Consider the following 22,121-nt stretch of genomic DNA (forward strand, 5'->3'; position numbering starts at 1 on the left):
TCCCGGCCCCGAGCCAAGCCCCGCCCTACCCCCGCCGGCGCTACAGGGCGCCGACGACGTTCAGGAACAGACCCTGGTGGCGGTAGCTCAGGTCGGTCAGGTTTTCCGAGAAGTCGGTGAAGTTGTAGCCCACACCCGCCTTCACGTGCTCGCCGAAGTAGCGGTACACACCCAGCAGCATGCCGCCACGGGATTCGTCCAGGTCCGGCAGGTGCAGGCGACGGGCCTCCAGCAGCCCCTCCCAGTCCTCGAACAGGCGCACGTCGGTACGCAGGATCACCAGTTGCGCCCGGTTGTCGAAGAACTCGGGGTTCTCGCGGTCCAGGCTCACCGATCCCAGGCGGTAGGCGTACTTGCCTCCCACCGACCACCACGGCGTCAGGGCGTAGCTGGCATCCACCGAGCCGATGTGGCTCTTCTGGATGAACTGCGCCGCCGTGCCGGTGAGGGTTACCTGGTCGGTGGTCGGCACATTATAGAAGTAGGTGTACTTGGCCAGCGCGTTCAACCGGTTGCTCAGCACCGGGCGGTAGCCGAAGCCGATGACGCCCTCGGTGAACCTGCCGTCGTAGAACTGCCCCTGCGAGCTTTCGCTCATGGAGTGGTCGAACTTGCCGACCAGGCGCCAGTCGTCCGACATCTGGACCTTGAAGTTGTTCCGGAACAGCCAGGTGGTGCGCTCCACATGCGTGGCGTCCGGCCGTTCGCTGTCGTCGGCGCGGTATTCAACGCCACTGGAGATCCGGGTCGAACCGAGGATGTAGGACACCCGCACCCCGCCCGCGCGGCGCTCGGTCTCCGCGGCGGTCTCGCTGTCCTGCAGGGTACCCAGCTCGGCGTTGGCGCCCAGGCTCCAGCGGTCACCCAGGTTGAGCGACAGGCCGGCGGCATGCGTCAGGCCCCGGGCCTCGTTGGCATCCTGGTGGCGCTGCTCGGCATAGATGCTGCTGCTGTCCGCCAGGCGCCGCTTCACGCCCCAGACCAGGCTGCCGCGCTGGCCGCTGATGTTGGTGCCGTCGAGGATGTCGCCGCGCTCGTTCTCGAGCGCGTAGTTCATGTACAGGCTGGTCTTGTCCGACACCAGGTAGCTGGTGCCCAGGCGCCCGCCCGGGCCAAGGTCACCGGCCGAGGCTTCGGCTTCCACGCGCAGCTTCTCGCCCACGCGCATTGCACCGCCCACGCCCAGTCGACCATTGTCCTGGCGGTCGCCGTCCTTCGACAGGGTCTGCTGGGCGAAGCCCCAGGCATTCCACTTGTCTGCAGAGTCATACCCCACGTGCACCACGGCATCGGTGCGCTGACCCTGCTCCTGCGTCAGCGGCACGGTCGTGCGCAGGTCTTCGCGCTTGTCGCTGCGCACGCCGGTGGCGACGTTCCAGCGGTCGTTCAGCCGGTACTTGACGTTCAATTCGGCCGCATCCAGCGTGAGGCCGGCGTCCTGCTCGCGGTGGTCGGCCTTGCCGACCACGCTGAGCCGGTCGCCAACCGGCACGTCCACCGTGCCGCCGTAGTACGTGCGGTCGGACAGCGTGCCCAGGCCGGGCGCCGAGTAGCCGGCATCCTGCGCCTGCGTGTACAGCGTCACCCTGCCCTGGCCACTCTTGAAGATGTCGTTGATGCCCAGGCTGAAGTCGGCGCGGTAACCGCCGGCTTCCGCGTTGTTGAACGCGGCGGGGTCGTTGCCGGTGAAGCCGAAGCCTCCGTCATAGGAATACAGCGAATTGGACGCCATGCCGCGGGTGCGGCCGCTCTGCAGCTTGAGCCACGTGTCGGCACTCTTGCGCAGGGTGAGGTCCGCGCCGAGCATGCCGCTGTCCTCGGCATCGCCGCTGCTTCGGCTGCCGGTCAGGCCGATGCCGACGTGGTCGTTGACCCAGACGTGCGCTCGGCCGCCGGTGGTCACCGTGTCGATTTCGTCGAAGCCCGGGGCGTACTCGTAGCGCGCCACCAGCCAAGCTTCCTCGCCCGAGAGGCCGCCGCTGCGCACCAGCATGTTGTCGCCGCCGGTGGACGACAGCGGCTGGTTCAACAGGATGCGGCCCTGCAGGTAGTCGATGTCGTAATCCAGGCCGGGGCGCAGGTCCACGGTGCCGGTGACCAGCTGCGAATCCTTGTCGCGCATCTCGATGCGCAAACGCTCGGAGCCGCTGAGGATGTCCTGGTTGCGCAGGTAAAACAGCGAGCCTCCGGTACCGCGGTACTCGTCGCGACCCGCGACGGTGCCCGGTTCGGCCGCGAAACTGCCCACGACCGCGCGACGCTCGCCGAACGTGGTCGTTGAATCCGCCTTCCACTCCGCGTTGGCACCGTATAACCCGCGGTCGACCTGGGCCAGCTCGTTGTCGGCGTAGTCGGTGTGGAAGTTGCCCCACATCGCGAAGTCGTCGCCACGTTCCGCACGCAGATAGAACTTACCCAGCGTCGGCGCCATTTCCTCGACGACGCCGTCATCGCCGAAGGTCGGATAGTGGTAGTCGGGATCGATGCGGCGGAACAATGCGTCCGGCGCCTTGTCCAGCAGGTTGCCAAAGAGATCCTTCACCGGGCCCTCTCGGGTGTCGACGCTGGCGGTCAGGCGCCAGCCGTTGCCGAACTTCTCGGTGCCGTAAAAGGCCAGGCGACCGTAGAACGAGGCGTTGCGTTCGAAACCGGTGTTTTCGCCTTCAAGCAGGTCGGCCGGGCCCTTGGTGCGGTTCTTGGCCAGCGTCAGGTCGGCGATGCCGACGAAGAAGCGGTCACGCTGGCGCAATTCGAGGTCGCGCAGGTAGAGATGGCCGTTGCCTTCGGGATCCAGCACTGCGACTTCCACGGTGTGCAGGCCCTCGGGGAGGATCGCCTCGGCGATGAACTCGCCCTTGGCGTCCACGGGGACCGGGCGGCCGGCCACCCACACGGTGTGTCCTTGCGGAATGCCATTGCCGCGCACCGCGACGGTATTGGCACCGATGCGGATGTTGCGCAGCGCGATGTGGCTTTCGCCGTAGCCCGCCAAGGTTGGCGCGCCTTCAGCGCTTGCCGTGGCAGGCACGTCCTCGACACTGCCATCGGCGTTGGCATTGACCATCCACAACGGACGCGCACTGGTTTCATCGAACTTGCCCTGCTCGTCATAGACGCGCAACACGTATTGCAGCTCGCGTCCTGCCGCCGGGATGCTTTCGCCGGCAGGCTGCCACTCACCCTCTCCGTTCGGGTCCAGCGCCACGACCGCCAGTGGGGTGGTCTGCGGGGATTGTCCCTTGTGATGAAGACGAACTTCAGCGCGGTGGATGAAGCCGCCGTAGTTGGAGTACATCCGGAAGCGAACCGGAGTGTCCACCACGGCCACCTGCGGCAAAGCGGACACGGCCAGACGCGGCGCTGCGGTCAGGTCGTCGAACTGGAAGCGGATGCCAGCCCCGTCCAGCGCCACGTCGGTGCATCGCTGCACATCGGACGAGCTGCGTGCCGGGTCGTCGATGGGCTCGCCGTCCACCGAGATGTGCATGGGGTTGAGACCGAACGCGTTGGTCGGCGCCAGCTCCCGGTTCAGGCGGGTGATGTCCACGCCTTCGAGGTCATCGCGCGGGGCTGCCTCGTCGTACACCACCTGTACTTCGATGTAGGAATCCAGACCCTGGATGAAGCCGTCATTCGGGACGTCCGCGGCCTGCACGAAGCCGCGGCCCTCATGCTCCGCCTGCTCCGCCCCAAGCTGCATCTCCGTGCGGATGGCTTCCATCGCCCGGCGTGCGCGTGCCACGGACAGGCCAATGTCATCCTCGTAGACAGAGGTGGTGCGGCGATCCAGTCGCTCGTTACCCGTGTAACCGATGAAGCGCAGGCGGGCGTTCTCGCGGTCCTTCACTTCATCCAGGGCGCTGCGAAGGCGCTCGGTAAACCCGGCTGGGATGATTGCCTCGCCGGCCTCCAGGGCCAGCGTCGGGATGGGCCCGCCCGAGGGCTGGTGAATGCGCGTGATGGTCTCGTTACCGGCGTCGGCCGGGCACATCTGCGGCTCTTCGGGCAGCTCCTGCATCGGGTCGTCGTACCAGAACTGCACTTCGACGCGACGGTTGAGCGCGCGGCCCTGCGGTGTGTCGTTGGCGGCCAGGAAGGTGGTCGCGCCACGACCATCACTCTGTACCGCTGCGGCAGGCAGGCCAAGGGCCTGCTGCACAGCGAGGGCCGTGCGATGGGCGCGCGCCTTGGACAACGCGACGGCGTCGCCGTAGATGCGTGCGTTGCGATCGGACAGTGCCATCTCATCGGCATAGCCGATGAACTTGGCGGTGACGTTCTGCTTGCCGCTTAGGTTGGCGAAGGCCTTGCGCACCTGCTCGATGAATGCTGGCGTTACGTCGACGCCCTCCTCGCCATAGTGCAGGGCGGTCACCAGGTTGTTGACGCGCGTGCGCTTGGCATGGCCGTCCTGGAACCGCATGAGGCAAAGTTCCTGCACGCGGCAGACCTTGATCTGGCGGAAGTCCTCCTTGACGAGCACCTCCTGCTCCATCGTGGCGGCCTTGGGTTCGTCGTACCAGACCTCGACTTCGACGCGACGGTTTCTCGCACGCCCGGTTTCCGATGCGTTACTTGCCACCGGCTTGGTGTCCCCCATGCCCTCGAAGGCGATCGCTTCCGGGGGCAGGGAAAGCGCACGCTGGAGCAGCTCCGCCACCTCACCTGCGCGCTCGCGCGACAGTCCCTGGTTATCGCCATAACGTGCGGTCAGCTCAGGCGACAGGCGCTGGTTGTCGGCGTGGCCGATCAGGTGCAGGCGGACGTTGGCCTTGCCGCGCACCGATTCCATCGCACGCCGGATCTTCTCGATGTCCTCGCTGCGGATCGTGATTGCGCCAGAGTCGAAGTGCAGCGGGGCGACGATGCCGCCCAGCTTCACCGTCTCCATGACCTGACCGTCGACCTGCTGCTTCTCGACCCGATCACCGCCGATGTTCTCGAGCACGCTGGGGTCACGCACCAGCGGACGGAACGCCTGGTCACCCGACAGGTGGCGCTCGACCGCCTCGCCCATCGGAACTTCCTTGGGGGGCTGGCCTTCGGTGGCCTGCTCGCTGGGGGCCTGCTCATCGGCGGACTGGGCCATTGCCGTGGCGGTCATCAGGCCCAACGCCAGCAGCGAGAGTCGCATGCGCTTCTTCAACATGTTGTTCTTCAGCCTGGTGTTCACTTACGCGCCCCCTGGTTGTCAGCGGGCCGCTGCACTGGCGCGCCGCGGCGCCAGAAGGTCTGTTGCTCCACGGTGAGCTGGTGGCTGGCGCCAGCCGACGGCCAGGCCTGCATGACCTTTTCCTTGATCGCCGCGAGGCGGGCTTCGACCAGATCGGGGTTCTCGAGGTCCGCCAGATACGACAGGCGCAACACGGCGGGCTCCTTCACCAGTTCATCGAGCAGCGTCTGCAAGCGCGGCTGCCAGTGGCGGCGCAACTCGGTGCCATCGCGCTCGAACACCTCTTCGCTCAGGTCGAGGCTCACCACCCGGAAGACCGATGCACCGAAGTCGATGCTCAGCGCCTTGCCGCGGGTGGCCCGCGCGATCACGGTCTGCTTGGTGGAGAGACGGTAACCGCTAGGCAGTGTCCGGTCGTCCAGCTTCAGCACGAAGTTGCTGCCGCGGTCTTCGTTCGGCACCACCGCACAGGTCAGGTGGTACCGGCCGTGCTTGTCGGTGCTGGCTGCGAGGCCACGCGCACTGACCAAGCGGACTCCCCCGATGCCGCCCTCGCCCGGGTCCTGGTACCCGTTGCGATTGGTGTCGTCGAAGACCTTGCCGATGATATCGGTGCAGTCGAAGGTCGGATCCGGCGTCACACGCACGGTGGCCGTGGCCTCCCCGGACAGCGGACGGTCGGTCAGGCCGTTCCAGACGCGGGCGCGGTTCACGAATTCACCCTCGCCCACGCCTGCACCCACTGCGAGCAGCAGGGTGATGACGTGCTCGTCGGCGGTTCCGAAGGCCACCCCACTCCACGTGAGCTGGCGACCGTCCTGCGTCGGCTCCGTCGGAACGTTGTCGACGCGCGCCGAACCCGGGACGTAGCGGAAGCCAGCAGGGTAGTAGTCGACCGCACGCACGTCGCGCAGCTGCAATCCAGACAGGTTGCGGAGCGTGATCGTGTACGGCACCAACTGCCCACGCGTGACGTTCTTCATCGGCGTGGTCTTGCTGATGGCCAGCGCTTCGCCCAGGTCGAGGTCAAGCGGGATGTGGTTGTTGAAGATCTGGCTGCTGCCGGGCACGAACGCGTTGTCCAGTCGGAGGTGCAGGTAGTAGGTGGTGCCCGCCGAACGTGCGGGCACCGACGTGGATGGCGCAAGCTCCGACGGCTGCGCTTCACAGCGCTCGGTGGTGCCCGGAATGGCATCGCTCACGCCCGCAGGGCAACTGGGAACAGAGAACGCCGCGGTACTCGCGTCCGAAGTCGGCGGAATCAGGGCCGAAGCACCGGCCAGGAAGTCCGCGGACGGCGGCGCCACCTCGATGACATAGCCGCCTCCTGCGGGGCACGCCGGATCTGCGAAGTTCAGGTCGAAGCGGTAGTATCCCCACTGCTGGGTGACCTGGCCCTGCTGCGCCGGATCGGCGAAGCAGCTGGCGGGCAGCGCCGAGACACCGGCCGCATCAAGCATGCGTACACGCGCTCCCGGAACCACGCCACGGTTCATGGACTCGTAGACAACGCCGTTGGGCTCGATCGGCAGGTTGAGGTTGGGCAGGCTGCTGCCGGTCTGGACGACGATGGCGTGGATACGCTGCAGGTCGTTGCTGAACACGGAGTGCGCGTAGCCGAGTTTGGCAGTGGCCGCGGTGGCGCCAGGCGCGGTGAAGCGGGCTTCCAGCGCGTCGGACGAGCCGGCGTTGGGCGCCACGTTCGCGATCTGCCACGCACCATTGGCATCGGTGGTCGTGCTGCGTTCGAGCTGGTTGTTGCGGTACAGCGCCACACTCCAGCCGGCAAGCACGCGTTCGCCCGCGTCGGTGGTCCGATTGAAGTCTGCGTCGTGCCAAGCGCGACCGCTCAGCACACCGACACCGATCCGGCTGCCGACGTCGAAAGCGACGCTCGCGCTCGCGGTCTGCACCGGGTTGTTCCAGTTGACGACGCCGGTGTTGGTCACGCGCGTGCCTGCGGCGACGTTGGACGCGAGCGTTGCGCGGAAGCGCAGCGTGGCCGACGCGCCAGGCGCGAGATCGCCATAGGCACCGGCGTAATCGCCTGTGATCATCTGGCCGCTGACGCTGATGCCGGCACTGCTGCCGTTCAACGTGGCCGAAGCACTGACATAGGTAAGCTGGCCTGAGGCCGTCGCGTTGAGGTCGTCGACGATGCGCACCAGCGTGGCGGGCACGGTCGAGATGTTGCGCACGACAACCACGTACTCGAGCTCGGCACCCGGCAAAGCCGCGCCGCCGCCGACTACGGCCACCTGCTTGTTGATGGTGAGCATCTGCATGCCACCGACCACCACCACGGTCGGTTCGGGGCCGGTGGAGGCATTGCCGTCACCATCGGTCAGCAGCGGCGGTTGCCCGGTACTGATCACGCGCGCCTGGTTCACGATCAAAGTACCGCCAGCCGTACCGGCGTTGACGCGCAGCTCGAACTCCACGGTCGCCACCTGGCCCGGATTGAGCGTGCCGATGGTGATGCCGGCAATGAGCGGCGAGACGCCACCATCCGGCTGGCCCACAGGCTGGCCGTTCAGGGTTAGCGCATTGGCGACCCACGTAGTGTGCTGCGGCACGTCGTCGCGGAGCACCACCTGGGTGGCCGGTGCCTTGCCGTTGTTGTAGATACGGATGGTGTACCGCAGCGTATCGAGCGGATCAACCACGCCCGGCGAACCGCCGTCGACGCGCAGGACGGCAGCCTTGTCGGCATAGAGGAGCGCCACGTTGCCCACGACATCCCGGGTGGGATCGTTGACGACCGGCGTGCGCGGATCATCGGACGGCACTTCGTTGCCGACATCCAAGCCGGTGACAAAGGCCTGGTTGGCGATGATGGTGCCATCTGCCGCATCCGCATCGACGACCACATTGAAAGTAATGGTCGCCACGTTGGCCGCGGCATCCGCTGGGTTGTCAGCGCGGACGAGCCCCGCCGTGGTTTCGACCGGCGACGTGACGGCGATGCCGTTGATCAGCGGCGAGCCGTTGACGCCATCGGCCACCGCCACACCATTGAGCGCGGTACTGCCCGAAACGTAGGTGGTGTTGGCGGGAACCAGGTCGCGCAGGATCACGCCATGAGCGTGGTCGTCGCCGATATTGCGGACCGTGATCGTGTAGCGCACTGTTTCGCCGGCCATCAGCACGTTGGGATCCGCGCCGAGGTAGGACGACGTCTTCTGCACGACCAGTTGCGGTGCGGATTCGATGGGCAGGCGGGTCGGATCTTCGTCGCCGGACACATCCGGGTTAGCCAGACCGTTGACGCCAGGATCGTCGCTGAGGGCGATGACGGCGGCACCGAATTGCGTGCGCGCCTGGTTGAGCACGATCGTGCCGTTGGCGATCACCGGCACCAGTTGCACCTGGTACTCGAACACCACGGACTCGGAGCCCGTACCTGCCGCACCCAGCGCGATGCTGCCGATTTCGATGCGGCCGGTGCCTTTGGCACCGCCTGTGGGATTGGTGCTGCTGGTCGCACCGGCTGGGAGCGCGCCGACAATGGCGAGCGTGCCGGGCACGAACATCCCCGGGGTGTTGAGCGCATCGATCTCATCGACCAGCGACAGGCCGGCGACACTGACGTTGCTCAGGTTGCTCAACTGCAGTCGGTAGCGCACCACGTCGCCAGGATGCGCAGGCATCGTGCTGACCACGGTCTTGGTGAAGTTGAGGCGCGGCGGATCGGTGAGCACCGCGTGCACCGCGGGACCGGCGCAGTAGTCGTTCGGCGCGCTGATGCTAGGGCAACCTGCGCCGTGGCGCTCGAAGGTGCTACTCCCGTCCAGGCTGGTCCAGTCCACGTAGACGCTGTTGGCGAGCGTCGTCAGTGCCGGGACGTTGTTCTGTACGCGCACGTCGTAGCTGACCTGCACGGTTCCGCCCTTTGCGACATCGATGGCGGCGTTACCCGTAGCGGTGCTCCAGGTGAGTACGTACGGGCTGCCGGCGGTGCCACCGCCAGTAATCTGTGGCGCGCCGATGGTGTTGCCGACGCCGGTTACGGCCGGGTTGCCAACGTACTCCAGACCCGGCGCAAGCGTGTCGACCAGGCGCAGCTCGAACCCGTCGGCCGCTTCCGCATCGGCAGCCGCGGTCAGGTTGACGGTGTAGCGCACGATGTCGCCGCCCTTCGCACCGGTCCTGTCGCCGGTCTTGGTGACGGCAATCGTCGGCTCAACGACGGTGAACGTCGCCGCCGGGCTCACCAGCGGCGTAACTGCGGTGCCGCCCGCGGTCTTTGCATAGGTGTAGGAGGCAGTGTTGCTGACCACCACGCCCTGCTGCGCGCTGGCGATGTTGCGCACGCGCACGCGCAGTTCGATCGTCGCCTGCTGACCTGCGGGAATCTGCGGGATGGTGACGTTCATCTGCGTCGCAGTACTGGTTGCGGTCGATGCCCCGCTCACCCCGGTGACGGCGGCGCTGACGAACTCAACGTTCCCGTCAAGCACGTCGATGACCGCAACGTCATACAGGGTCGCGCTGCTAGGCGCGCTTGGCACGGTGATCGCATATGTGACTTCCTGGCCGATGGTCGCCAGCCCCGTGGCTGGCGCGACCAGCTGCTTGGCTGGGCGCGCGCCCGGTGTGATCACGGTGGTGGACACCGGCGCGGTGACGTAGTCGTTGAGCTGGCCGACACCGTCGGCGCCGGTGCGCTCGTTGGCGTTGGCCGCATCCAAGCCAGTCCAGCGCGCAACCACAGTGTTGGTCAGTTGCTGGTCCGCAAGCACACTGCCCAGCACGCGCACGTCGTAGGACACCTGCACCGAGGTACCTTCAACAAGGTCGATGTTCGCGTTGCCGTCGGCCAGACTCCACACCATCGTCTGCGGCGCGCCCGCGCTGCCGTCGCCGGTCACAACAGGCGCGCCCAGCGTGTTGCCCGTACCCGTGACGACAGGATTGCCAGCGTACACAAGCCCCGCGCTCAGCGTGTCGGTCAGCGACACGTCGAACGCGCTAGAGGCATCGGTGCCACTGGCGGCGGTCAAGGTAATCGTGTAGCGGGTGACATCGTTGGCGACCGCGGTAGCGCGGTCGGCAGTCTTGGCGATGGTCACCGTCGGCTCGACGATGTTGAAACCCACCGGATTGGTCACCTGGGCCGGTTCACGGGCGCCGCCGTCGGCTTCCGCCCACGTGACCGACCCCGTGTTCTCGACGTTCACGCCCTGCTGAGCGCTCATCACATTGCGCACACGCACACGCACGTCGACGAAAGCCTGCTGGCCTGCCGCAACCTGGTCGATCGTGACCGAAACCTGAGAAGCGGTACTGGTGTTGGCAACGCCCGCTCCATTGACCACGCCGCCGACGGTCACCGTCGCGCTCATGTACTCGAGGTTCACATCAAGCGCATCGAGGACCTGCACGTCGTACATCGGCGCGTTCCGCGGCTGACCAGGCACGGCGATCCGATAGACGAGCTCCTGACCGATAGTGGCTTCGCCGTTGGTGGGCGACAGCAACGCCTTGGTCGGCGGCACCGGCGGCGCAGAGATGCGCACGATGGTGGGATCTTCGTCATCGACAGCCGGGTCGGGGTCGGCCTGGCCGTTGACGGTCGGATCGTCGCTGTCCGCGAGGAAGCTGCCGCTGCTGCTGAGCAGCTGCGCCTGATTGATGACGAGGTGGCCGTGGGCCAACGTCGACCGCAGGGTGACGTCGAACTCGACGCGCACCTCACCGCCCGCGGCGAGATCGATATTGCCGATGTCGATCAGCCCGGTGCTTGGATTGCTGTTATTGACCGCACCGGCCGGCAGCGACGTGAAGCTGAGCGAACCGGGCACGAAATCGGCGGGCAGCTGGTCTCTGAAAATCGAATCGGTGAAGCTCGAATCCGTTGCCTGCAACCGCAACGTGTAGTGCAGCACGTCGCCCGGCACTGCGGTGCGGGCGGGATCGGCGCCGCTCGTGACGTTGCGGACCGTCTTCTCGAAAAAGAAGCCCGAAAGCAGCACCGCTAGCGAATGCGCGTCTTGATGGTCATCGACGCCAACCGTGCCGTCGGTCAGCACACGGTTGATCTCAACGCGCGCGGCATTGCCACTGTCGTCGTTGTACCAGCGCGTCGCACCGGCAACGTTGGTGAGCGTTTCGCCGTTCTGGCTGTTGGCGTCGAGTTTGGTCCGGTATTCGACGAAGAGATGCTGGCCGGGCGCGACCGGTCCGGCCGCATCGAGCAGCGTGATGCTCATTTCGCACGTCGGCGCGGCGGAATACGAGAAGGCGTACTGGGTGCCCTGGGTCAGCGTGGTGCCGCCCAGGCGCACGGAGGTGATCCGAGGCGTCAGGTCACACATGCCGCCGTTGGGCCCATCGGGCAGGCGATCGAGCAGCGTGACGTTCCATGCATCGAACTGGCCAGTGTTCACCGCATCGATGGTGAAGTCGCCCCACTCACCCAGGTTCAGGCCCGCGCTACCGAGGGCCGCGGTGCCGCTCTTGTTGACAACCAGATTGGGACCGGCGATCACCGCGGGGTTGGACACGCCGTTCTCGCCCGGAAGCGGGTTGTAGAACGTACCGTCGATCAGGCGCCCGAACTGCCAGATCGCAGTGTTGACGAAGGACTTACCGAGGCTATTAACCGACGGGTTGTCATCGAGAACCACGGTCATGTCGATCGCGATGCGCCCACCCTTGGGCAGGATGAAGCCCGCTGGGAAGTGGAACTCAACCAGCCCGTTCGCGTTTACGACGATGTTCGGATTGAGAGCCGCCCCCAGCGAAGTGCATGACAGGTCTGTGCACCAACGCACGCTTGGGGTACCGACCAGACTAAGGTCGACGCCGGTGCCAGGAATGGTCACCGGGTACTGAACCGGCGGCGTGCTCGGGTCGTTGTCGTCCGGACCGTTGACGGTCACGGATACCGGGTCCATGCCGATGTTGTCGTACAGCGTGATGCCGTGCAGGTCGTCCTGCGACTCGCCATTGAGCACGACTGCGCCGGTCTGCGGATCGATCAGCACCGGAATCATCAGCCGGTAGGTGAAGGGCACGCCAACGGCGACGAAACCAGGACCGCGCTTGTTGATGGATTCAACCGGAATCAGGACGTTCTGGCAGTCCTCACGGAACTTTGGAACGTCGGAGTTGACGAACCAGATCTTGTTGTTCTGGACGTCGTTACAGGCAATGTTGCCGCTCCAGTAGACGTTGTCGAAAATGACCAGCTTTTCCTGACCCGGCTTGTACTGCAGGTTGGCAATGAAGCCATCTGGCGGATAGGCAGAACGGGGGTAGTTGCGGACGATGCACACGAGCGTGTCGACTTCGAGCTGACTCGGGTTGACGGCCCCCGGCGTGCTCCCGTCCAGAACGCCACCGAAGTCGGAGCACTTGACGGATTGTGCGTACGCACCGAACGACATGCCGAGCAGCATCAGCAGGGCGCACAGCCGGATGACCCAGCTCCTCCCTGCTACCGTGCTTCGAGTATTTCGTGCGAACCCCAGACCCATGCCCTTACTCCATTTGCGTGCGGCGCATGCCACGAATCGGCTTGGAAGTGGACCGAGGAATGGCCTCACCCGAGGAGGGCGAGCTTGCTCGCTCCCTGGGTGAGGATCCGGCGGTCCCGCTACCACGGGCGCACTGCGCCCGACAGGCCGGTGACTTTGCGTCGCCACCTTTCGGTGGTTTTGCCTTTGTCGATTTGTTGCTTGTTACGTTGAATCGCGCTGTCGGCGTTATGTCTTCAGCCTGCCGGCAGGAAGTTCATCGGATACACGATCGTTACCGCTGGGACGTCCTTTGCGCCGAAGTTGAAGCCCTTGACGCGCGCAACGATGTCGGAGACCAGGCCAGGCGCATCCATCTCCGATGACTTCACCTGGGCCATCGAAACACTGCCGTCGGGCTCGATGGTCAGGCGAAGAATGACCTTGCCTTGCAACGTCGCGTCATTGCGAAGTTCACGCTGATACAGGCGATATAGCGCGGACTTGTAGCGATCAAACACGACTTGGATCTCCTCGTCGGACCGTCCACCGCGTCGCGAGCTGCCACCGCCCGCTGAATCCTTTGCGGCAATCGCGTTGATCCCGCTCGAAGCGCGGGTCAGCGCAGTGCCCCTGATGGCGGCGCGCTCACCACCACCATTGCCAAAGCCGCGGCTTTCCGACGCGAGGTTGATGCCACTGCTCCGTCCTGGCGCACTTCCGGTCAGCATTGCCCGCTCAGGCCGCGCCGCACCTGTGTCGCTACTGAGCTTGGCTGCCTTGCCCAGTTGCGACACCGCAGGTACGTCGTCGACTGCGGTGAGGGCGTCCTTGAACGCCAGGATGCCCTGGGGCTTGGCCGTCGGCTGCGGGTTCGTAACGGGCCGTGGCTCAACCTTTGCCGTTTCTGTCCGCGTCGGGGTCGGCTTGCGTTCAACCTTCCTTTCCACTGGCCGCGTGAGCTCAGGCGGTGGCGGCGGCGCCTGCTCAAGCTTCTTGGCTTCAGGAATCACGGTAACCACGCGCTCAGGCAGCGCTTCCGCCGCCGGCGCGAGGCGCTCGGGGATCTTGATGAAAGGAACGATGAAGGCAATCAAGACCCACAGGCATAGCGCGATGGCCAGCGCCTTGCGCGAGCGCTGGTCTTCCTCGCCGCGCATCCACAGCATGAGATGCGGCCGAACGCGATCGGCTTCCAGCTCGCGATCGACCACCCACTCGTTGCGCTGACGCTCAAGTTCCTCCAGGTGCTCGAACGCTTCGTCCTCCAGGAGCAGCAGCTGTTCATTCTGCTCACCAATCCGCGCAACAAGCTCGGTGCGGCGCGCCTCAATATCATCAATCCTGGCACGCAGCGCTTCAGTGCGGGCCAGGGCATTGGCGATGTGTTCCGGCCACGCTGCGCGGGCGGAGAGGCCTTCCCAGAACAGGTCAGCACCACCGGCCTGTGCCAGCTCCTCCAGGGTATGGCAGGCCTGCGCAAGCAACCGGTGCTGCAGTCGCTCCCCAGCGAACGAATCAAGTTCGTCATCCACGGCCGCAAGATCGTGACCCAGCTCTTCAAGTTGTGCCCGCACCGCTGCGATGCGCTCGTCGAGCGAACCGTCGGCGCTGGTATCGGGAATGGTTTCGAGTTCCATGGCGTTGGTATCCGTCACGTGGTCTGCCTCAGCCGCCCGCTGCCGCACTTCCACTGGTTTCAAGCACCGCCAAGGACAACTTGTCGTAGGCGGCAGCAGTGCAGGTCGTCATCACCTTGCGAATCACCTCATACGGCAAGCTCCGGTCGGCCAGCACGGTGATCTCGCGGTTTGCAAGCGCTGCCTGCTGGGCCGCGTCGCCCTTGGTGGTCAACGGTCGCGACAAGTACTCGCGCAGCGGCTCGATCAACGCCGTATTCGGGTCGCGGATCTGCTCCATCGTGGCGACGACATCGCCCTGTACAAGCAATGTGTCCCTGGTGATGGTCACCACGACGGTTTCGGCAGGCTTGGCTTCCGCCGTCGATAGCGGAATCTCGACATCCTTTGCGTTCTGCACCACCTCGACCTCGGTCGAGTAGATCAGCAGGAACGCCACCATTACCGACATGATGTCGATCATGGGGATCAGGTTGAGCTCCGGGTCCTCGTGCTTCTTGCGCGCCCCGCGGAACGGGTTCAAGGACATCCTCATGGTGCATCTCCCACGGCGATCTTCGGGAACATGGAAACGCGACCGCTTCCGTCAGGCGTGCTGGTGAAGCCATTGGCCGCGGCGGTAGCGACGTCCGTGCTGCGAATGGCATCCATCACCTGCACAAGGTGGTCGTACTGCACGTCAGGCGCCATCAGTACGGAAGCAGTGTCGACATCGACGTGCTGCCCCTTCAGGTTGGCAGCCATGAGCGTTAGCTGCTTGAGCGGATAGGCTCCGTTTTCCAGCGGTAACACCGCAATGGAGTCGCGACCGTTGGTCAATTCCAGGCCGTCCTTGCGCACCATCACTTCAAGGCGGAACTGCGGCTCGACCGCCTCACCGGCCGCCGCGCTCGGCAGGTCGAGCTGGATGATCGAGATGCGCGAGAACACGGCCGTCATCAGCAGGAACGTGATCATCACGCTGAAGATGTCGATCATCGGCACGAGCATCAGCTCGACCGGCTTGGCCGGCGGCTTGCGACGGAGCATCAGGCCCATGGCGTTTCTCCCCTACGTTGGCTCAGGCGGCCCGGATGTTCTGGACCGCGGCTTGGGCGACACGGCCCATGCGCAGCGAGAGCACGTTCAGGTACTTGATCGCAGCTGTTTCCAGGCTCTCGACCAGGTTCTGGGTGCGGGCGGTCAGGAACGCGTGCATGAAGAGCAGCGGCACCGCCGTACCGAGGCCAAACGCCGTACAGTTCATGGCTTCGGAAATGCTCGCCGACAGCAGGTTCGCCTTCTCCGCCGGGTTGGCCGCGGCCACCGCGCCGAACGCGCCGATCAGGCCGGACACGGTACCCAGCAGGCCCACGAGGGTCGCCAGGTTCGCGAAAGTGCCCAGATAGTGCGTCCGCTTCTCCAGGCGCGGCACGATTTCCATGATGCCTTCCTGCATGGTCTTCTCGACGTCGTCACGACGGCGCACCGCACCCTGCATCGCCAGACCCGCACCCAGCAGGCGTCCCAGCGGGCTGTTGTCATCGCCGACGATCTTGCGGGCCTTGTCGAAGTCACCTTCACCCAGCGAAGGCTCGACCCTGGCCCACATGGCCTTGGTGTGCATCTGCGCACGGGTGATGGTCACCAGGCGCTCGATGGCAATCGCCAGGCCGACCAGACCGATCAACAGGATCGGATACATCATCGGTCCGCCGGCCTTGAAGAACTCCGCAACAGAATGAATCACACCCATGGCACTGCCCTCACTGAAAGTTCGCTGAAACATCTGGGAAAAAGTTGAATCTTTGCCTCAGTTGCCGTCGGGAGCGGCTGTCCTGAGTCCGTAGTACGCGAGCTCGCGCATGAAAACGTCCTTGTCGACCGGCTGCGTGCTGTCGTCCAGCAGGCGCGAAATTCCTGGTGCGTCGGCCAGCTGGGAACTCTTCCAGGGAACGATCACCAGCTCCTTGGGCGTTTCCTCGTTGCCGACAATCGACAGCCCGGACATCACCACGTCACCCGCAGGCGTCGTTCTCGTCTTGCTGGCACCGGGCGCTGCGGTTTCGTCCTGGCTGCTGGTTTTCTGTGTTGCAGGCTCGGCAGCAAATGTCGCTACCGAAGCCGAGACCAGGAAGATGCATGGGAATATCCGAAACATCAGTTAGCTCCCTTTCCGGCCCGGCTCCGGGCGTTCGCGATCCAGCCAGCCACCTGCCTGTCATCAGGCACGGCCTGTTGGTACATGAGGTAGTTGTCCAAGGCGCAACCGGCGTCAGCCAGGTAGAGATCGCATAGCACTGCGAGATTGAGTCGGGCAAAGTGGAAGCCAGGCGCGGCGGCAAGTGACTTCTCGTAAGACGCGCGTGCGTCGCCCAACTTTCCCTGACGCCGCTGCACCAGCCCCAGCTCGTTCCATGCGATGGGATGGCGCGGCTGCAGCTCCAAAGCGCGCTTCAGGCTTACCTCGGCCTTGTCCAGTTCACCGGTCTTCGCATATGCGATGCCCAAGTCGACGTGAGCTGCGGTCAATGCGGGCTGTTTCGCAGTGATTGCCTGCAACAGCGCGATGCCGTCAGCGTAGCGCTGCTGCGCCAGCAGACCAGCTGCACGCGCATAGTCGGATCGCGTGGCCCCATCAATCCTGGCCGATTCCACGATCGTGAAGCCAGTACCGCTGACGTGCACGCCTGGCGGCTCCTTGCGTGCCGCCATGGCGGTTGCCGCGAAGTAGACCAGCATTAACGCGCCGAGCCTCGCGGTGTGGCGGACTGCACGGCGGTAGCGGGGATCATTGCGCGCGGACATCTTCGTCTCCGTTATTTGCAGGGGCAGCTGGGGCAACGCTATCAACGTCGTTGCTTCCACCTGCTTCAGCAGGCACGCCTTGAACCACTGCCGGCGCCGGCTTGACGTATTCGTATCGATCAACCTGACCAAGGAAGCCGGTGCTCCCTTCAGGACGCGCATAGCGTGCGGGTACCAGCTGGCCCAGGCGCGCGATGCTCTTCTCGATCCACGGGCTGTTCACGCCAGCCTCCAGCAGCTCGATATTCTTCTCATGCAGGCCAATGGCTTTCTCCTCGAAGGGGAATGCCATTTCGTCCAGCTGGTCGTTGTAGTCCTGCAGGTCAGCGTCCTTGAGACTGCCAGGGCGCTCGGATTCGTTGAGCGACCGACTGAAGTTGGCGTACACCTCGGCCATGTAGAAGGTGGCGGCGGCGGTAACATCCGCCACTTCGTAAGGCACCAGCGTATTGAAGCCCTTGATCGCCTCCGACATCGCCTTCTGCTTGGCGGCCATGCTCCGCTCGAACGGCAGCTTCAGCTCTATCGAGGTGAAGCGCGCGTACAACGGCTCGACGAGAACCAGTGCGGCGCGACCCGCCAGCGTGCGCGTGCGGCTCGTACGCTCCGTGCCAGCCTTGGCGTCCGCCTGGACCACCCGTTCCAACTCGGCGCGATAGCGCGCATCATCACCGCGTGCCTTGTGGATCTCGGCCATCCGGTTGCGGGTTTCTACAGCGTCACCGACCGGCTTCGGGAATTCCCCGACGTAACGGGTGTAAACCGCCAACGCACGCTCCGTGTCCCTTGAATCCTCGTGCAGCTTGCCTGCGAGCAACAGCGCCTCTGCGCGTAGCGCGGGGTCGGTTGCTTCATTGGCAACGCGCTCGTACTCGCTCGCCGCACCGCCCAGGTCACCGGCCTGCTGGAATGCACTTGCGATCTGCTTCGTCGCGTCCTTGACCAGTTCGTGGGTCGGGTTGTCGCTGCGGAACTCATCCAGGACCTGCGCGGCCACCTTCCAGTCCTGTAGCCGCATCAGCGCCGCACCCGCGTCATACTGGGCTCCAGCGCGGATCTTCGACGTTGGGGCCGCCGCCTTGATGCGGAGGAAGTGGTTCGCTGCCGCGCGGTAGTCGGCTGCCGTGTTCGCGGCCTCGCCCTGCTTGTAGATCGACGCCGCCAGGTTTTCGATCAGTTCGGCCCTGGACGCATCCTGCGCGGGCGTCGCCGCCAGCACCTGCACGTAGGCCTGTTCCGCTACCGGGAACTCAGCCAGTTCAAACGAGGAGTGCGCCACCACCATCCAGGCGGTGCGTTGGAGGTCCCTCGTTGCTGCCGGGAACTTCTCCAACAACTTGCGTCCGGCATCACGCGCAGCCGCGTAATCCTTCAGGTCATACAAGTCCTGTGCGGCCGCCACCAGCACAACCGACGCCTGCTCGTGCTGCGGGAACGTATCAGCAAATCGCAGCGAGCTGGCGACCGTGGCCCGCTTCGCCTGGTCCTGTGCGGATGGCGCCACCCCCTTAAGGTTCTCGCGGTGCGCGAAAATTGCCGCGTAGCCTGCCGCAGACGCCTTCTCGTGCGCCGGATAGCCGTAGGCGGTGCGCTCGTACTGTTCTGCCGCCAGTCGGAAATCGCCGTTCTCCCGCAGCAGGTCGGCGAACTGGTAGTTCGCGGCTGGGGCCGTGGGGTCACTGTGGAAGGAGTCGAGGAACTCGCCGTACCACCGGGTGGCTTCGGCGAAGCTCTGCTGCTTCTCCTTGGCCAAGGTCGGGTCCTGATAGCGGGCGTGGTAGTAGTTCGCCAGGTCCATCAGGGTGGACTTCAGGGCTGCCACCACCTCAGGCCGCTCGCCGATGGGCTGGTGCTTCCAGTACTCGGCCTTCAGCCCGTACTTGGCGGCGAAATCGCGCTTCGCCTCGACCACCAGCTGCGGGAATCCGCCAGTCTCGTAGATCCCGATGACCCGCAGGCTGAAGTCTGGCGATGCGGCATGGAACGGATAGAGCCCCACGAAATCCTTGTAGACCGTGGCGGCATCCTGGTAGCGCTGCTTGGACAGGAAGAACTCACCGAGGTAGCGGTACGCGTGGTCCTCGTAGGGGCGGTGTCCAAACTCGGCGAAATACTCGCCAATGACCTCCGGCCCGCCCAGATTGGAGAAGGACAGCGCGATGACGTTGAAGGTGTCTTCAACGCGGCGATCCTCTGCCGCGGTGTGCTTCCCGCCAAGGACGTAGCCCTTGCCGACCTTGTGGTCGATCAGCCCGAAGTAGCGGTGCAGGGCCTCCTCAAACGCGCCCTGCTTGTAGAAGGACCACCCCAGCTTGAACATCGAGGGCTCGAAAAACTCCGAAGCTGCTCCCTTGGCTACCACGCTCTGGTAAGCGCTTTCGGCCTCCCGGTACTTGCGTTGGGCGAAGAAGCTTTCACCCCGCCGGAACTGCACTTCGTCCGCCAGCGCGGAACTGGGGTGCTCCTTGACGAGATCACCCATCACCGACATCGCGTCGTCCGGGCGACCGAGCTCGTCGAAAGCCCGGGCCTTCTGGTAGAGCACCTGGTCGCGGTAGGCGTAGTTGGGGAACTCGGCCAGCAACTTGTCGTACAACTGGATCGACTCAAGCGGGCCCGACTCACCCGACGTGACGCCGGTGGTGTCAGCCGCAGCGATCGACTGCTCCTGCGTCGCACGCTGCTCGATCTGGCGTTCTATGTCGCCGGGCGCGCCATTGGGCACCGCCCTCCCGCTCGAGCTCGCGGCAGCGGAGACTTTCGTAATGGATTCAGGGGCGGCCATCCTCACAGGCGTCGAACCTGCCGGAGACACATCCACCGCAGAACTGGTCGACGTCGGCGGCCGGTCCACCACGATGGCAGTGGTGCCGCGAACACCGTATTCGCGCTCCAGTTGCAAGTCGGCAAGGCGACGCATTGCTTCCGGCGTCAGCTCACTGGCCGGGGTCTGCTGCAGGAACTGACGGTAGCCCTCCACCGCCCGCTCCAGACCGTTGTCGACGCGAACATCGGTGGTATCCGGCTGCACTTTGCGAAGCGAAGCCAAGGTGTTTGCACGTTCGGTATGGGCACAGCCAGCCAGCAGCGCAAGCTGCACCGCCACCACGGTGGTGCGAAGACGAAGCCTCATTTGCCCTCCCCGGCTGCTGCACCCGGCGACGGGGTCGCGCCCTGCGCCTGGTTGGCGCGGTCAAAACTGTCCGCCACGGCGTAACGGGCCTGGGTCTGGTAGGCCTTCAGACGCTCGCTGCGGGCCGTCAACTCGGTAATGGCCACTGCCTCGATCAAGGCGCCCTGCTGCTTCTGCAGCTGCCCCACGCGGTCCAGTGAGTCACGCACGCGATTGCGCAGGTCCCGGATTCCATCGTCATAGCCAAGGTAACTGTGCACGCTCGCCTGTCGCAGGCGAACAAACGCCGCATAACGTTCCTGCAAGGCGGCGATTTCCGTGTCCAGCTGTTCAAGATGGTCGTGCGCCTCGGTGAGGCGATCTGCGTATTCGGTACGCAGCTTCCAGGTGATCACCCCGCGCAGGCGGTCGATCTGCTCTGCGTGGGTGCCGCGATCAGCCTGAGGCAGGCGCGCAAGGGCTTCTTCTGCTGCGTTGATGCGATCCAGCAGGATCCGTTCGTCAGCCTTCGCGAGCAGTTCGGGCCGTGGCGAAGTCAGTTGGTCCTTTAGACGGCGCGCGAGGATATTGCGCTGCTCATGCCGCAACTTGTACTGCGCATCCAGCTCGCGGAACCTCGCATCGATGCCCGGCAACAGGGGTTCGTAATAGTCGCGACGCTGGCTGATCAGATCGTCGTAGGCGTCGAAGCTCGACTGCCAGGATTCCAACTTCCTGCGCAGGTCTTCGAGGTCAAGGTAGTTCTGCAGCGCCGTCTGGAAGTCGTGCGACGCCATCAGATTGGTCAGGTAGAAAGTTTCAGGCGTGTCCGGCAGATCACGCAGCTTCACCACCCACAGCGAATCCTGATGGATCTCCTCGCGCACCAGCGCCTTGAGGAAATGACCATCCCGCACGCTGCGCGTCGATGCATCCAGCGATTCCAGCTGCGCATTGAACGTGGTCAATGCCTCGTCGTACAGCACCGCAGCGCGGCCATGCAGATTGAGCTTGCCGTAGGCGTGCGGCAGGGCCAGCTTCGCCTCCTGCGCCGCGCTGTCCGTGGCATCACGCGCTGCGAGGAGCTTCCACGGCACCAGAGCACGCTCATAGTTTCCCGCCTGGGCGTCTGCCCAACCGGCGCTCAGCAGAGCCTGGTTCGAGTACGGCCCTTCCAGGCTGACACGGTCGAAGTAGCGCTGGGCATTGGCGAAGTCGCTGGACTCCAGCCTCAGCCGGCCAAGCACCATGTTGGCCTTGTCGCGGATCCCGACGACGGACGCGGCATCCGTGCGGCTGGGCGCCCCGGCTTTGGCCAGCTGCTGCTGGCCTTCCGCTGTCTTGCCATCCTGCAGCAGGGCGATGCCATAGTTATATCCGGCAAACCCCGCCAGCCCTTCCGCGCCCTGCAGCTTCTTCAAGACCGCCGCGGCTTCCGCGGGCTGGCCCATTGCCAGGTACGTGTTGGCGCGCAGGAACTCGATCTCGTCGCGGATGTCTTCAGGCACGTCCCCGCTGATGCGCTCCAGCGCATGCATCGCGTCCTGTGGCTGGCCCTTCTGGAAATGAATGCGGGCGAGGCGGAACGCCGCCTCATTACGCACCACGTCCTCGACATCCGCTTCCAGCACGGCCGTGATCGCGCGCCCGGCGCGGTGGTGCATGCGGTAATTGAGCTCGAAGTCGCCCACCGAGAACTCGGCATGACCGATCAACGGGTAGAGCGAATCCAGCGTTTTTTCGTCCACGCGGTAGTGCTGGCCCAACTCGGAATCGAGCCGCTGCAACGCCTCGAACCAGCGTCCCTGGTAGGCGTTGAACAAGGCTTCGCCAAAGTAAGGGTCCTGCTCACCTGCTGTCGGCTCCGCCTCGGCGGCCATGCACGGGCGGACTCCCGGCATCATGGCCAGCGCGAGTCCCAGCAGGACGATGGGCGCGTGTCGCATGGG

10 protein-coding genes and 1 riboswitch are annotated in these 22,121 nt (G+C 65.0%); all 10 genes read right to left on the minus strand.

Annotation, left to right across the window (positions count from 1 at the left end):
- Positions 1–40 precede the first annotated feature (40 nt).
- Complete coding sequence (locus tag AC3ARF_RS08665; protein ID WP_498927060.1) at positions 41–5,173, minus strand: OmpA family protein; 5,133 nt, start codon at positions 5,171–5,173, stop codon at positions 41–43.
- Positions 5,170–12,654 carry an isopeptide-forming domain-containing fimbrial protein gene (locus AC3ARF_RS08670; protein WP_498927062.1) on the minus strand — a complete coding sequence of 2,495 codons (7,485 nt, stop codon included), beginning with the start codon at positions 12,652–12,654 and terminating at the stop codon, positions 5,170–5,172. The genes AC3ARF_RS08665 and AC3ARF_RS08670 overlap by 4 nt, the downstream gene beginning before the upstream one ends.
- 106 nt (positions 12,655–12,760) lie before the next feature.
- Positions 12,761–12,849, minus strand: a riboswitch (cyclic di-GMP riboswitch).
- A gap of 41 nt (positions 12,850–12,890) precedes the next feature.
- The gene (locus AC3ARF_RS08675; RefSeq protein ID WP_498927064.1) at positions 12,891–14,273 is read right to left on the minus strand and encodes an AgmX/PglI C-terminal domain-containing protein; all 1,383 of its coding nucleotides are present in this window, start codon (positions 14,271–14,273) and stop codon (positions 12,891–12,893) included.
- A 28-nt stretch (positions 14,274–14,301) separates the two neighbouring features.
- Complete coding sequence (locus AC3ARF_RS08680; protein ID WP_498927066.1) at positions 14,302–14,808, minus strand: ExbD/TolR family protein; 507 nt, start codon at positions 14,806–14,808, stop codon at positions 14,302–14,304.
- Positions 14,805–15,311 (minus strand): ExbD/TolR family protein, encoded by a 507-nt coding sequence (locus AC3ARF_RS08685; RefSeq protein WP_498927067.1) that lies wholly within the window; start codon positions 15,309–15,311, stop codon positions 14,805–14,807. Before AC3ARF_RS08685 ends, AC3ARF_RS08680 begins: the two co-directional genes overlap by 4 nt.
- Before the next feature lie 22 nt (positions 15,312–15,333).
- Positions 15,334–16,008 carry a MotA/TolQ/ExbB proton channel family protein gene (locus tag AC3ARF_RS08690; protein ID WP_498927069.1) on the minus strand — a complete coding sequence of 225 codons (675 nt, stop codon included), beginning with the start codon at positions 16,006–16,008 and terminating at the stop codon, positions 15,334–15,336.
- Between the two features lie 57 nt (positions 16,009–16,065).
- Positions 16,066–16,413: a hypothetical protein gene (locus AC3ARF_RS08695; RefSeq protein ID WP_498927071.1), complete on the minus strand. Its 348-nt coding sequence runs from the start codon at positions 16,411–16,413 to the stop codon at positions 16,066–16,068.
- On the minus strand, positions 16,413–17,060 hold the full coding sequence (locus tag AC3ARF_RS08700; RefSeq protein WP_498927073.1) for a tetratricopeptide repeat protein: 648 nt from the start codon (positions 17,058–17,060) through the stop codon (positions 16,413–16,415). The genes AC3ARF_RS08695 and AC3ARF_RS08700 overlap by 1 nt, the downstream gene beginning before the upstream one ends.
- Entirely contained in the window at positions 17,044–20,193 is a 3,150-nt protein-coding gene (locus tag AC3ARF_RS08705) for a tetratricopeptide repeat protein (protein WP_498927075.1), read from the minus strand. Before AC3ARF_RS08705 ends, AC3ARF_RS08700 begins: the two co-directional genes overlap by 17 nt.
- Positions 20,190–22,118, minus strand: coding sequence for a tetratricopeptide repeat protein (locus tag AC3ARF_RS08710; protein ID WP_498927077.1), 1,929 nt, complete (start codon positions 22,116–22,118; stop codon positions 20,190–20,192). Before AC3ARF_RS08710 ends, AC3ARF_RS08705 begins: the two co-directional genes overlap by 4 nt.
- Positions 22,119–22,121 lie beyond the last annotated feature (3 nt).

Source organism: Lysobacter sp. KACC 24251, assembly GCF_057747755.1.